Origin of the sequence: Pseudomonas sp. SCPG-7 (assembly GCF_002156405.1) — a bacterium.
Classification (GTDB): Bacteria; Pseudomonadota; Gammaproteobacteria; order Pseudomonadales; family Pseudomonadaceae; genus Aquipseudomonas; species Aquipseudomonas parakoreensis.
On the sequence record NZ_MVOO01000013.1, the window covers coordinates 26,964 to 39,660 of the forward strand.

Below are 12,697 nucleotides of genomic sequence, written 5' to 3' on the forward strand. Positions count from 1 at the left end.
TTGCGGGTATTGCTGATCAAGACTTCATCGCTGGGCGACGTGATTCACGCGTTGCCGGCACTGACCGACGCGGCCCGGGCCATCCCCGGGATCAAGTTCGACTGGGTGGTGGAAGAAGGCTTCGCCGAAATTCCGACCTGGCACCCGGCCGTCGGCAAGGTGATCCCGGTGGCGATCCGTCGCTGGCGCAAGAACCTCTGGCAGACGATCAAGAGCGGCGAGTGGAAGCGCTTCAAGCAAAGCGTGCGCGCCAGCCAATACGATCTGGTGATCGACGCTCAGGGCCTGCTGAAAAGTGCCTGGCTGACGCGCTACGTCAAAGCCCCGGTGGCCGGCCTCGACAAAGGCTCGGCGCGCGAGCCGATCGCCGCACGTTTCTACGACCGCAAGCTAGCGGTGGCCCGTGGGCAGCATGCGGTCGAACGGGTGCGTCAGCTGTTTGCTATCGCCCTTGGTTATGACCTGCCCAAAGGGTTGGGCGACTACGGCCTCAACGTCGAGCGTCTGGTGGAATTGCCGCGCAAGAGTGCCTTTGTGGTGTTCCTGCATGGCACCACGTGGGACACCAAGCACTGGCCGGAAGCCTACTGGCGCGAGCTGACCGAGCGCGTCGGCTATCTGGGCGTCGGGGTCAAGCTGCCGTGGGGCAACCCGCTGGAGAAGGCCCGAGCCGAACGGATTGCCGCCGGTTTCAAACACGCCGAAGTGCTACCGAAGCTAAATCTGGCCGGGGTCGGCAAAGTGCTGGCCGGCGCCCAGGCTTGTGTGGCGGTAGACACCGGTCTCGGTCATCTGGCCGCCGCACTGGATGTGCCGACGATTTCGCTGTTCGGCCCGACCAACCCGGGCCTGACCGGCGCCTACGGCAAGGTGCAGATTCACATGGCCAGTGATTTCCCTTGCGCTCCGTGCCTGCAAAAGAAATGTACCTACCAACCGACTGCGCAGGATGCCCGTCAGTTTGACCTCAAGCGCGAGCAGCCTCTGTGCTTTACGCGTGTAAATCCCGAGCGTGTCGCCAGCCGTCTGAGCACGTTGTTAATGGCTGAGGAGCTGCGCTGATGCAATTGGCTTTTGTCCTGTACAAATATTTTCCGTTCGGTGGCTTGCAGCGCGACTTCATGCGCATCGCCCTCGAATGCCAGAAGCGCGGCCATCAGATCCGTGTCTACACGCTGATCTGGGAAGGCGACGTGCCGCCCGGTTTCGAAGTGCTGGTGGCGCCGGTCAAGGCGCTCTTCAATCATCGGCGCAACGAGAAACTCACGGTGTGGATGGAAGCGGATCTGGCCAAGCGTCCGGTGGACCGCTTGATCGGCTTCAACAAGATGCCGGGGCTGGACGTCTACTACGCCGCCGACGGCTGCTTCGAAGACAAGGCGCAGAACCTGCGCCATTCGCTGTATCGCCGTTGGGGCCGCTATCGCCATTTCGCCGAGTACGAGCGCGCGGTGTTCGCCAAAGACGCGAAAACCGAAGTGCTGATGATTTCCGAAGTGCAGCAGCCGCTGTTCATCAAGCATTACGACACGCCGCTTGAGCGCTTCCATCTGCTGCCGCCGGGTATCGCCCAGGATCGTCGGCGGCCGGCGGATGCCGACCAGATTCGCGCCGGTTTCCGCGCCGAATTCAACCTCAAGGACGACGAACTGCTGCTGGTGCAGATCGGTTCCGGGTTCAAGACCAAGGGCGTCGATCGCAGCCTCAAGGCGCTGGCGGCATTACCCGCCGAGCTGAAGAAACGCACCCGGCTGTTTGTAATCGGCCAGGATGACCCCAAATTGTTCCAGATGCAGAGTGCGACTTTGGGCCTGGGCGACAACGTGACGTTCCTCAAGGGCCGCAGCGATATCCCGCGCTTCCTGCTCGGCGCCGACTTGTTGATCCACCCGGCGTACAACGAAAACACCGGTACGGTGCTGCTCGAAGCGCTGGTGGCCGGGTTGCCGGTGCTGGTCAGCGCGGTCTGCGGTTACGCCCATTACATCGCCGAGGCGGATGCCGGGCGCGTGCTGGACGAACCGTTCGAGCAGGCGCAACTGACGCAGTACCTGACTGACATGTTGAGTGACGACGCTGCACGCGTGGCCTGGAGCCGCAATGGTCTGGCCTTCGCCGAGACGGCCGACCTCTACAGCATGCCGCAGCACGCGGCCGATGTGATTCTGGCGGAGCACGCTTAAATGAAGTTGATGCTGGCTGAACCGTTCAAGAGCCTGTGGGCCGGGCGCGACCCGTTCGCCGAAGTCGAAGGCTTGCAGGGCGAGGTCTATCGCGAGCTGGAAGCTCGACGCACGCTGCGCACGGAAGTCGACGGCAACGGATTTTTCGTCAAGATCCACCGGGGCATCGGCTGGGGCGAGATCTTCAAGAACCTGCTGACCGCCAAGCTGCCGGTGCTCGGCGCGGGTCAGGAATGGAAGGCAATCCAGCGTTTGCAGGCAGTCGGCGTGCCGACCATGACCGCCGTGGCTTACGGCGAGAAGGGCAGCAACCCGGCGGATCAGCATTCGTTCATCGTCACCGAAGAGCTGGCGCCGACCGTCAGCCTCGAAGATTTCAGTATCGATTGGGTCAAGAACCCGCCGCAGCCGAAACTCAAGCGCGCGCTGATCGCTGAAGTGGCACGCATGACCGGCATGATGCACCGCGCCGGGGTCAACCACCGCGACTGCTACATCTGCCACTTTCTGCTGCACACCGACAAACCGGTCACGCCGGACGATTTCAAGCTCTCGGTAATCGACCTGCACCGCGCGCAGACCCGTGCAAAGATTACTCAACGCTGGCGCAACAAGGATCTGGCCGCGCTGTATTTCTCGGCGCTGGACATCGGTCTGACCCGTCGCGACAAGCTGCGTTTCCTCAAAGGCTACTTCCAGCAACCGCTGCGGCAGATTCTGGCGCAAGAAGCGTCGCTGCTTAGCTGGCTCGAAGGCAAGGCCAACAAGCTTTATGCGCGCAAACAGCGTTACGGGGATGCGCTCTGATGGCGGGTTGGACTCTTGAGCCGCAATACAGCGAACTGAGCGAAGATTTCGGCAGCCTCGAAGCAGTGTTTGCCCTGCAGGGCGAGCGCCTGACCCGTGACCCGCTGTCCGAAGTCATCCGCGTGCAGCGCAACGGCGTCAATTACTACGTCAAACGCTACGTCGGCGCCGGCAAAGGCTTGCGCCGCTACCTGGGCAAGCCACGGGTGAAGATGGAGTGGCAGAACCTCAAGCGCTTCGCCAAGTGGGGCATTCCCACCGCCGAAGTGGTGGCCTGGGGTCTGGAGCGACGTGGCGCGGCCTATGCCCGTGGCGCGATGATCACCCGCGAGCTGCCGCGCACCGAAGACCTGTCGGCGCTGGCCGAACGCAACGATCCGAAACTCAAGGATCGTCTGTGGGTTGATGGCATCAGCCGGCAACTGGCCGGCTACACGCGAACCATGCACGACCACCGCTTTACCCATAACGATCTGAAGTGGCGCAACCTGCTGATCGACGATCAGGCGCAGCTGTTTCTGATCGACTGCCCGAACGGCGATTTCTGGCGCGGCTTCTGGCTCAAATACCGGATCACCAAGGATCTGGCCTGTCTCGACAAAGTGGCCAAATATCACCTGTCGAACACCCAGCGCCTGCGCTTCTACCTGCAATACCGCGGACGTGATCGGCTCAATGCCGCCGACAAGAAACGGATTCGCCATGTGGTGAGATTTTTCGAGGGACGCGAATGACTGATTTCCTGGCTGCTGAAGACCGGGCGCTGCTTGAGCGTCATGGCCTCGGCACTTTCGACGCGCTCTGGGCCAAACAGCTCGAAGCCGTGGACGAACCGAACACCGATGGCGGTGGCTGGAGCAGCGTGTTTCGCCTGGAGCTGGAAGGTCAGGCCTACTACCTCAAACGGCAGAGCAATTACCTGACCCGCACCCTGCATGCGCCGTTCGGCGAACCGAGTTTTGCCCGCGAGTTTCGCAATATCAGCCGCTACAACAAGCTGGGAATTCCTGCGCTGCAAGCGGCGTTTTTCGGCGAGCGCAAGGTCAAGGGCGATGTTCAGGCGATCCTGCTGACCCGTGCCCTCGACGGCTGGGACGACCTTGATTCGCTGTTGCAACGCTGGTCCGAGCTGAGCGCCGCGCAGCACTCGGCCATTCTCAAATCCTGTGGACAACTGGCGCGCCTGCTGCACGGCGTGCGTCAGGTGCACGGCTGTTTTTATCCCAAGCACATTTTCTTGCAGGCTGATGGTGAGGCTTATCGGGCGCAGTTGATCGACCTGGAAAAGACCCGGCCCCTGCTGTTCGGCATGCGCGACCGGGTCAAGGATCTGGAGCCGCTGCTGCGTCGCGCGCCGGAATGGAGCGAGGCGCAATTGCGCGAGTTGCTCGCGGCGTACCTCGATCAAACCGTCGACAGTTCGCTGGTCGACAGCTGGGTTTCGCGCCTGACCGCACGGCGCAGTCGCAAGGAGACCCGTTGATGCGCTTGTCCGAACTGAAAAACGCCGGGCGTGCGCCGAGTCTGCCGCTGACGATTTCGCTTGCCGATGCGGCAGGCCCAGCGGATCTGCAACTGCTGAGTCTGCTGCGGGTGTTGCCGGGGCAGCGCTATGTCGGTGCCGGGGTCTGGCGCGGGCGGCCGGTGCTGGCCAAATTGCTGGTGGGCAGCAAGGCTGCACGGCATTTTCAGCGCGAGCTGACGGGCGTCAAACTGCTCGCCGAACAAGGCCTGACCACGCCACTGTTGTTGGCGGATGGCCTGAAGGATGGCGAGGGCGGCTGGCTGCTGTTCGAATTTCTTGAGGGTGCTGAAAGCCTCGGTGATGCCTGGCAGAAGGTCGAATCGCTACCGGTGCTGGCGGACGAGCAATCGGCGGTGCTCGCCGAGGCACTGGGCGCTATCGGTCAACTGCATGGCAAAGGCCTGTGGCAGGAAGATCTGCACCTCGACAACCTGCTGCGCCAGGGCGGTCAGTTGTACCTGATCGATGGCGCCGGGATCTGCGCCGAAACCGCTGGCCAGCCGTTGTCGCGGCAGAAGGTGCTGGAAAACCTCGGGGTGTTCTTCGCCCAGTTGCCCAAGTCTCTGGAGCCGTTCACCGAAGAATTGCTGGTGTATTACCTGCTGAGCAACAGCGAGCATGCGCTGCCGCTGGAAGCGTTGCAGAAGCAGATCGCCAAGGTGCGCGCCTGGCGCCTGAAGGATTACCTGATCAAGGTGGGTCGCGAGTGCACGTTGTTCAGTGTGCAGCGCGGTGCATTTGGCTTGCGCGCAATCCGCCGCGAGGAAGAAGCCGCGATGCTGCCGGTGCTGGGTCAGGCCGATGCACTGCTCGATCAGGGCCATCTGTACAAGACCGGCGGCGCGGCGAGCGTTGGCAAAGTCGAGGTGGCCGGGCGCACGCTGGTGATCAAGCGCTACAACATCAAAGGCTTCGCGCATTGGCTCAAGCGTTTCTGGCGCCCGAGCCGCGCGTGGCATTCGTGGCGCGAAGGCAATCGCCTGGCGTTCCTCGGCATCGCCACGCCGAAACCACTGGCAGTGCTGGAAAAGCGCTTTCTGTGGCTGCGCAGTCGCGCCTATCTGGTGACCGAGTTCCTGCCGGGGCCGGACATCATCGAGCGCTTTGCGCCGTATGTTGAAAGCGGTGCAGCGCCGGAATCCGAGTTGCAGGCGCTGGATCAACTGTTCGCCCGATTGATTGCCGAGCGCATCAGTCATGGCGACTTCAAGGGGCATAACCTGTTCTGGCAGGAGGATCGCTGGGCGCTGATCGACCTGGATTCGATGTGTCAGCACAGCTCTGTCGGAAGTTTCGCAGCGGCCTATGCGCGGGATCGGGCACGGTTCATGCGCAACTGGCCCGAGAGCAGCGCGCTGTATCAGGTGATCGATCAGCGGTTGCCCAAGGACATCTCCAGCGCGGCCTGAACCGCCTTCGCCAGCCTGCTGGCGATGGGGCCGGCCAGATTGCCGACAATATCTTTTTCTGAGCGATGGCGGACAAGCACCACTGACTAGCCCTGCAGCTTTTCCAGAAGCCCTAACGGTATCTGCTCCAGCCCCCGATGCTGGTTTTCCCTCCCCCGGAAAGCGAAAAGCCCCGGTGATCTCACCGAGGCGTTAGCGCCGACCGGGATCCCCCAGACCATTTGCAAGGGAGTCTCTGTTGAGAGGCTCGGGAGTGTCTGCGCGAAGGCTGGCCAGTTCCGCTAGAGGCTTGTCGGCGCTTTTACGCTATAATCCCGCCCTTTAGCTGTCTCTCGCCCGGTGCGAGGGCACATCAATTTTCAAGGCGCATCGCGCCTGAACGCAGACTAAAGAGGCTAGACCCTGTGGCATTGACGATTCTTGGCCTGTCCGGCGCCCTTAGCCATGACCCTTCAGCCGCCTTGTACATCGACGGCAAGCTGGTGGCGGCGGCTGAAGAAGAGCGCTTCGTCCGCGATAAGCATGCAAAGAACCGCATGCCCTACGAATCGGCGAAGTTCTGCCTGGAACAGGCCGGCATCAAGCCGTCCGACGTTGACGTGGTGGCGATTCCGTTCGCTCCGATCAGCCTGTTCGGCAAGGCCCGCTGGCAGTATGCCAAGCGTTACTGGTACGCCCCGGATCGTGCACTCGACGCGATCCTGATGGGCAACCGTCGCTACAAGCGTTATCGCAACAAGATCGTCTGGTGCCTGGAGCAACTGGGCTTTGATCCGAAGAAGATCAAGATCGAGCCGGTCGAGCACCACCTGGCTCACGCCTCCAGCGCCTACCACTGCTCGGGTTTCAAAGAGAAAACCGCGATCCTCGGCATCGACGGCAAGGGCGAGTACGCCACGACCTTCTTCGGTTATGGCGAAAACGGCAAGATCCACAAGATCAAGGAATTTTTCGATCCGGACTCCCTCGGCGGCCTGTACGGCGCGATCACCGAGTTCCTCGGCTTCGACATGCTCGACGGTGAGTTCAAGGTCATGGGCATGGCGCCGTACGGCGACGCCAGCAAATACGACTTCTCGCGCCTGGCTTCCTTCGAGAACGGCGAGTTGGTGATCAACACTGACTACGCCAACGTGATCGGCCTGCGTCGCTACAAGGAGAAGGGCAAGGGTTACTACTTCTCGCCGAAACTGATCGAGTGGCTGGGTCCCAAGCGCGAGGGCGACATCGCCGACGAGCCGTACATCCACTACGCCGCCAGCATCCAGGCACTGTTCGAAAAAATCGCGCTGCAGATGATCGATTACTACCTGGGCGACGTGCTCAAGGAAACCGGCAAGCTGGCCTACGCCGGTGGCTGCGCGTTGAACGTCAAGCTCAACCAGAAAATCATCGCCCGTGACGACGTCAAAGAGCTGTTCGTACAGCCTGCATCCGGCGACGCCGGCACCGCAGTCGGTGCCGCGGCCTATGTGTCCCACGCCCGTGGTGTGCCGGTCGAGAAGATGGAACACGTCTACCTCGGCCCGTCGTACAGCAACGAAGACGTGATTGCCGCGTGCGCCCGTCACGAGAACAAGCCAACCTGGCGCAAGCTCGACAACATGCCGGAGCAGATCGCCAAAATCATGGTCGATGGCAACCCGGTGGCCTGGTTCCAAGGCCGCATGGAGTTCGGTCCGCGTGCACTGGGCGGTCGTTCGATCATCGGTTGCCCGAGCGTGGCCGGCGTGGCTGACCGCATCAACCACCAGATCAAGTTCCGCGAGCGCTGGAGGCCTTTCTGCCCGTCGATGCTCGACACCGTGGCACCGCAGATGATCAAGATCGATCACCCGGCGCCGTTCATGACCTTCACTTTCGAAGTGGCGGAAGAGTGGAAGACCCGCGTGCCGGAAGTCGTCCACGAAGACGGCACGTCCCGTGCCCAGGTCCTCAAGCGCGAATACAACCCGCGTTACTACGACATGATGAAGGCGCTGGAAAACCTCACCGGCAACGGCGTGTCGTTGAACACCTCGTTGAACCGTCGTGGTGAACCGATGATCTGCTCGCCGACCGACGCCCTGAACATGTTCTTCGGCTCCGATCTGCAGTACCTGATCATGGAAGACATTCTGGTGGTCAAAGAGGGCGCAAACGCTTATGACTCGCTCGGCTGAACGCCATGTGCTGCAGTTCTGTCACGGCTATGACGGGCCGTTCCTCGACTGCGCACGGCAGTACGCCAGCCTGTTCGCGGGCACCGGTTATCGGGTGACCACGGTCTTTCTGACCGGGGCCGCCGATAGCGAGGTGGCCGCAGCGTGTGCTTCCGATGAAGTGTTGTTCATGGAATACAGCTCCAAGGCCATTCGTGGCCTGAAGCTGGGCGCCATCGGTGATCTGCGCAAGATCGCCGCTTCACGCAATTTCAGTTTCTGCATCGCCCATCGCTTCAAGCCGATCTACATCGCCTTGCTCGGCACGTCGCTGCCGGTGATTGGCGTGCACCACGCGTTTGACGATTACAAACGCGGCACGCGCAAGCTGTTCGCGCACATTTTCCGCAAGCGTCTGAGCCTGCTCGGCGTCTCCGACGCAGTACGCGACGACATGCGGCGCTGCCTGCCGAGATGGCCGTCGACCCGCATCCAGACCTTGTACAACCGCATCGATGTGCCGGCCTTGCAGGCCAGTCAGGTGTCAGCCCGCGAGGCTCGCGAGACCCTCGGTCTGGCGGCGGATGCGTTCATTGTCGGCAACGTCGGTCGGCTGCACCCGGACAAGGATCAGGCCACGTTGCTGCACGGTTTTGCTGCAGCGTTGCCCGGTCTGCCGGGCAACAGTCAACTGGTGATTCTCGGCAAGGGCCGTCTGGAGCAGGACCTCAAGGAGCTGGCGCGCGAACTGGGCATCGGTGACCGGGTGCTGTTTCTCGGTCAGGTGCCGGACGCGCGCAATTACTTCCGCGCCTTCGATGTGTTCGCCTTGAGCTCCGATCACGAACCGTTCGGCATGGTGCTGCTCGAAGCCATGGCCGCCGGCGTGCCGTTACTCGCCACTGCCTGTGGCGGGGCCAAGGAAGTGGTCGAAGGCGTGGGCATTCTGTTCCCGCTGGGCGATGCCGGACACCTTGCACAAGGCCTGCAACATTTGGCCGGTATGGATGATCAGCAGCGCCGGCAGTGCGCCGAGCTGATGCTCGATCGCCTGCGTGAGCGTTTCTCCGACCGTGCGGTGCGCGACACCTTCTGGCGTCTGCCGCAAGTTACCGATCTGGCACCGAGGGGCTGATGCTCAACCGATTTCAAGGCTGGCGCGAACGTGGCTGGTCGCCCGTTGACGCCTCCACCTATGCCAGCGCCTGGCAGCGTTTTGGCGGCAGCGTCGCGACGCATCCTTTGGTAGTCGAACGTCTGGCTGATCTGGCCGGCATCCCGGTGCGCTATCTGGCCTGGGAGCAGGACGGTGAAGTCAAAGCGGCAATCCCGACCTGGGGCCGCGACCTGGCCCTGTCCAAGGACGTGCTTAAGCGCAACGGCAAGAAAGGCCTGTTCGACCTCGGCAATGCCGAGTTGATTCTGCCGGCCGCCGCCGATGCCCAGGCGCCGCTGCGCCATCGCGCACGCTATCTGTCGGCGCTCAACGAAAACCGCTTCAGCGGCCTCAAGTTGCAGACCGAACAACTGGCCATGGCCCGCACCCCCGAAGAATTGTCGAAGAAGTTTCGCTACAACCAGCGCCGCGAACTGCGCCTGCTGGAAGAGGCGGGTGGACTGGTGCGCCCGGTCAGTGAGTTTTCCAGTGCCGAGCTGGCGGCGATCTACTGTGATCTGTTCCAGCGCCGCTGGGGCTTTCCGGCCACCGGCGCGGCGCGCATGGCCGAGGTCATCGAGCTGCTGCGCGAACTGTTGATCGGTTCGGTGATTTTCCTCAATGATGCGCCGATCGCGATTCAACTGGTGTACCGCGTCGAAGCGCCGGAGTGGATCAGCGTCGAGTACATCAACGGCGGCGTCGACCCCGAGACCCGCGAATTCAGCCCTGGCAGTGTGTTGAGCTTCCTCAATACGCAAAGCGCCTGGGAACAGGCGCGAGCACTGAACAAGCCGTTGCGGTTTTCCTTCGGTCGCGCCGACCGTGAATACAAGGATCGCTGGTGCAATCCCGTGCCGGTGTTCACCGTATGAGTCAGCCCATGAGCCGCAAACAGCAACTGCTCAAGCGTCATCGCCGCAACAAGCGCGTCACCTTGCTGATCGCCCTGATCGTGTTGATTGCGCTCGGTGTGCTGGTCGCGTGGTGGTTGCCGCTGGTGCTCGCGGTGGTCGGCTGGATCGCCCATGAATCGTGGTTTGCCGATCACCTGTTCTATTCGCCGAAAGACGATTACCAGTACAGCTTTCCGCCGTTTACACCGCAGCCGAAGGTGCATCTGAACGGCGAACAATTGCGTCTGGATGAAGGTGTGATGCTGGTCGACGAAGCGACGTTGATCCTCGCGGTAAAGGTTAAAAGCACTTGGCTGGGACGTTTCCTCGATCCGCGCGTCGAGCTGCTCGGCGGGGCGAATCCGGATGCGCAAACCTTCGAACGCGGGGTCAATGGCCTGCGTTACCTGAACCTCAGTGGTCAGGCACAAACCCTGTCGCAAGGTCAGTTGCGTTTGCGCGGGCGCTTCTGCCGGGTCTCTGGCGAGCCTGTTTTGTGGGCGCTGGAGCAACGGGACTACCGCCGTCAACGGGTGATGGTGATTGCACCACACGCCGACGACGCCGAACTGGCGGCCTATGGCTTGTACAGTCAGGCCGATGAAGCCTGGATTGTCACCCTGACCGCAGGCGAGATCGAAGCCGAGCACTATCAGCAGATGGGCCTGAACAAGGTCGAAGCGGCGCGACTCAAGGGCCGTTTGCGTGCCTGGGACAGTCTCGCCGTGCCGCGTTGGGCCGGCGTACCTCAGGAACACTGCGTGCAGCTCGGTTACTTCTGCCTGCAACTGGCGGCGATGCAGGCCGCGCCGAATCAGGCGGTGGGCTCGCGCGAAGCGGATCTGAGCGATACCCGACTGTTTCGCCAGTTGAATCCGTTCACCTTGCCGGGCGACGCCGATGGTGCGCCGACCTGGAACAACCTGCTGGCCGACCTGCGTGAAGTGCTGCTGCGCGCCCGTCCGGACGTGATTGTGTTGCCGCACCCGACCCTTGATCCGCATCCCGATCATATCTGCGCCCAGCAAGCGGTTTTGCAAGCGCTCCAAAGTCTCGACTGGCAGCCGACGTTGCTCGGTTACGCCAACCATTTGCACGACAACGACCGCTGGCCGATGGGCAACACCGGGCAGGGCATTGCCTTGCCGCCGGCCTTCGATGCGGCGGCGCCGATGCAGCCGCTGTGCCTGTCGCTGTCCCTTGAACAACAGCGGGACAAGGCCATGGCGCTGGGCATGATGCATGACCTGCAACCACCGGCGCCATTCAAGCGCCGCCTGCGCCGCGTGATTCAGCGCCTGCTCGCCGGGCGGACACCCTCGGTATACGGGGAAAACGAGTTTTTTCGAAAAGCGGTCAGACGCCAGGAATTGTTCTGGTTATTGAAGCACGGTGAACCGGGCGATCAGCGGGGAGAGTCATGAGTCAACGGTCCAAGGTGTTGCAGCTGCAACCCGACTACAACGTCAAAGCCCATGATTTCGCCGACCTGGCCGAGCAGATCGTCAAGGCGTTACCGGCTGATCGCTATGAAGTCACGGCGGCGTTCCTGCGCGGCAAACCGGGGCCGGGCGAGCCGGTGAGCCGGGCTGACCGTTCGGTGTACTTCGAGTTTTCCGACAAGTCGCTCAAAGGCATGCGCCTGCGGGCGATGTGGCAGCTGTACAAGTTCTGCCGTCGGGAAAAGTTCGATGTGGTGATCTGCAACCGCTTCAAGCCGGTGAATATGATGCTGGCGCTCAACCGCTGGTTGAAAGTGCCGCTGTGCATTGGCATCTCCCACGGTTTCGGCGAATACGACCGCTTTTACCGACGTCGTCAGACCCAGCGTCTGATCGATCGGCACTGGCGCTTCGTCGGCGTGTCACCGGCGGTCAAACAGTACCTGCTCGATTGCGACTGCGGCTTCACCGACCAGAACACCTACGCCATTACCAATGCCATCGACATCGAGCAGGCCGAGGGCTTGCAGCACAGCCGCGAAAAAGCTCGCGAACTGTTGGGCCTCGACCCGAATGTGCGTTTGATTGGCGCGCTGGGGCGGTTGGTGTCGGTCAAGGGGCACACTTATCTGCTGCAGGCGTTCGCTGCACTGAAAGACAAATACCCGAACACTCAATTGGCGATCATCGGAGCAGGGCGCCTGCAGGCTCCGCTGGCGGCCGAGATCGAACAACTGGGCCTGAGCGGGCGTGCGCACTTGCTGGGCTTCAAGGAAAACGCCCTGCAATACGTGCGTGCGTTCGACATCTGGACCATGCCGTCGCTGGCCGAGGGCCTCGGTCTGGCGTTGCTCGAAGGCATGAGCGGACACCTGCCGGTGATCGCCTCGAATGTGCCGGCCATGTTGCCGCTGATCGAAGGCGCCGGTGGCTTGGCGATTACACCCAAGGATGTACCGAGTCTGGTCGCCGCGCTGGACAACTACCTCGCGCTATCGGATGAAGAACTCAAGGCCAAGGGCGAGCAGGCTTATCGCTACCTGCAAGAACAACACGACATCGAGGTGTTCCGTCAGCAATACCTGGACTTGATCGATTCTGGCCTGGAACAGGCCCGCAAGGAGCAGCCGTGAGCGAA

General features: G+C 62.0%; 11 protein-coding genes. All 11 read left to right on the forward strand.

The window, feature by feature from the left end:
* Positions 1-1,062, forward strand: coding sequence for a lipopolysaccharide heptosyltransferase I (gene waaC / locus B1722_RS21570; protein WP_027611365.1), 1,062 nt, complete (start codon positions 1-3; stop codon positions 1,060-1,062).
* Positions 1,062-2,183 carry a glycosyltransferase family 4 protein gene (locus B1722_RS21575; RefSeq protein WP_086794214.1) on the forward strand — a complete coding sequence of 374 codons (1,122 nt, stop codon included), beginning with the start codon at positions 1,062-1,064 and terminating at the stop codon, positions 2,181-2,183. The genes waaC and B1722_RS21575 overlap by 1 nt, the downstream gene beginning before the upstream one ends.
* Positions 2,184-2,990: a lipopolysaccharide core heptose(I) kinase RfaP gene (rfaP, locus tag B1722_RS21580; RefSeq protein ID WP_086794215.1), complete on the forward strand. Its 807-nt coding sequence runs from the start codon at positions 2,184-2,186 to the stop codon at positions 2,988-2,990. It begins immediately after the preceding gene.
* Positions 2,990-3,724: a lipopolysaccharide kinase InaA family protein gene (locus B1722_RS21585; RefSeq protein ID WP_041065844.1), complete on the forward strand. Its 735-nt coding sequence runs from the start codon at positions 2,990-2,992 to the stop codon at positions 3,722-3,724. The genes rfaP and B1722_RS21585 overlap by 1 nt, the downstream gene beginning before the upstream one ends.
* A complete protein-coding gene (locus B1722_RS21590) occupies positions 3,721-4,473 on the forward strand; it encodes a lipopolysaccharide kinase InaA family protein (RefSeq protein ID WP_086794217.1) in 753 nt (250 codons plus the stop codon). The genes B1722_RS21585 and B1722_RS21590 overlap by 4 nt, the downstream gene beginning before the upstream one ends.
* Positions 4,473-5,924, forward strand: coding sequence for a lipopolysaccharide kinase InaA family protein (locus tag B1722_RS21595; protein ID WP_086794218.1), 1,452 nt, complete (start codon positions 4,473-4,475; stop codon positions 5,922-5,924). Before B1722_RS21590 ends, B1722_RS21595 begins: the two co-directional genes overlap by 1 nt.
* A 404-nt stretch (positions 5,925-6,328) precedes the next feature.
* Complete coding sequence (locus B1722_RS21600) at positions 6,329-8,086, forward strand: carbamoyltransferase (RefSeq protein ID WP_041065832.1); 1,758 nt, start codon at positions 6,329-6,331, stop codon at positions 8,084-8,086.
* A complete protein-coding gene (locus B1722_RS21605; RefSeq protein WP_086794224.1) occupies positions 8,070-9,200 on the forward strand; it encodes a glycosyltransferase in 1,131 nt (376 codons plus the stop codon). The genes B1722_RS21600 and B1722_RS21605 overlap by 17 nt, the downstream gene beginning before the upstream one ends.
* Positions 9,200-10,096 (forward strand): antimicrobial resistance protein Mig-14, encoded by an 897-nt coding sequence (locus B1722_RS21610; protein ID WP_041065825.1) that lies wholly within the window; start codon positions 9,200-9,202, stop codon positions 10,094-10,096. The genes B1722_RS21605 and B1722_RS21610 overlap by 1 nt, the downstream gene beginning before the upstream one ends.
* Positions 10,097-10,104: 8 nt before the next feature.
* Positions 10,105-11,541, forward strand: a complete 1,437-nt coding sequence (locus B1722_RS21615; RefSeq protein ID WP_086794226.1) for a PIG-L deacetylase family protein — start codon at positions 10,105-10,107, stop codon at positions 11,539-11,541.
* Complete coding sequence (locus B1722_RS21620) at positions 11,538-12,692, forward strand: glycosyltransferase family 4 protein (protein WP_041065819.1); 1,155 nt, start codon at positions 11,538-11,540, stop codon at positions 12,690-12,692. The genes B1722_RS21615 and B1722_RS21620 overlap by 4 nt, the downstream gene beginning before the upstream one ends.
* The last annotated feature ends 5 nt before the right edge of the window (positions 12,693-12,697 follow it).

Coding starts and splice junctions, on each gene's coding strand:
- B1722_RS21575 (WP_086794214.1), top strand. CDS start 1,062: ATGCAATTGGCTTTTGTCCTGTACAAATATTTTCCGTTCGGTGGCTTG.
- rfaP (WP_086794215.1), top strand. CDS start 2,184: ATGAAGTTGATGCTGGCTGAACCGTTCAAGAGCCTGTGGGCCGGGCGC.
- B1722_RS21585 (WP_041065844.1), top strand. CDS start 2,990: ATGGCGGGTTGGACTCTTGAGCCGCAATACAGCGAACTGAGCGAAGAT.
- B1722_RS21590 (WP_086794217.1), top strand. CDS start 3,721: ATGACTGATTTCCTGGCTGCTGAAGACCGGGCGCTGCTTGAGCGTCAT.
- B1722_RS21595 (WP_086794218.1), top strand. CDS start 4,473: ATGCGCTTGTCCGAACTGAAAAACGCCGGGCGTGCGCCGAGTCTGCCG.
- B1722_RS21605 (WP_086794224.1), top strand. CDS start 8,070: ATGACTCGCTCGGCTGAACGCCATGTGCTGCAGTTCTGTCACGGCTAT.
- B1722_RS21610 (WP_041065825.1), top strand. CDS start 9,200: ATGCTCAACCGATTTCAAGGCTGGCGCGAACGTGGCTGGTCGCCCGTT.
- B1722_RS21615 (WP_086794226.1), top strand. CDS start 10,105: ATGAGCCGCAAACAGCAACTGCTCAAGCGTCATCGCCGCAACAAGCGC.
- B1722_RS21620 (WP_041065819.1), top strand. CDS start 11,538: ATGAGTCAACGGTCCAAGGTGTTGCAGCTGCAACCCGACTACAACGTC.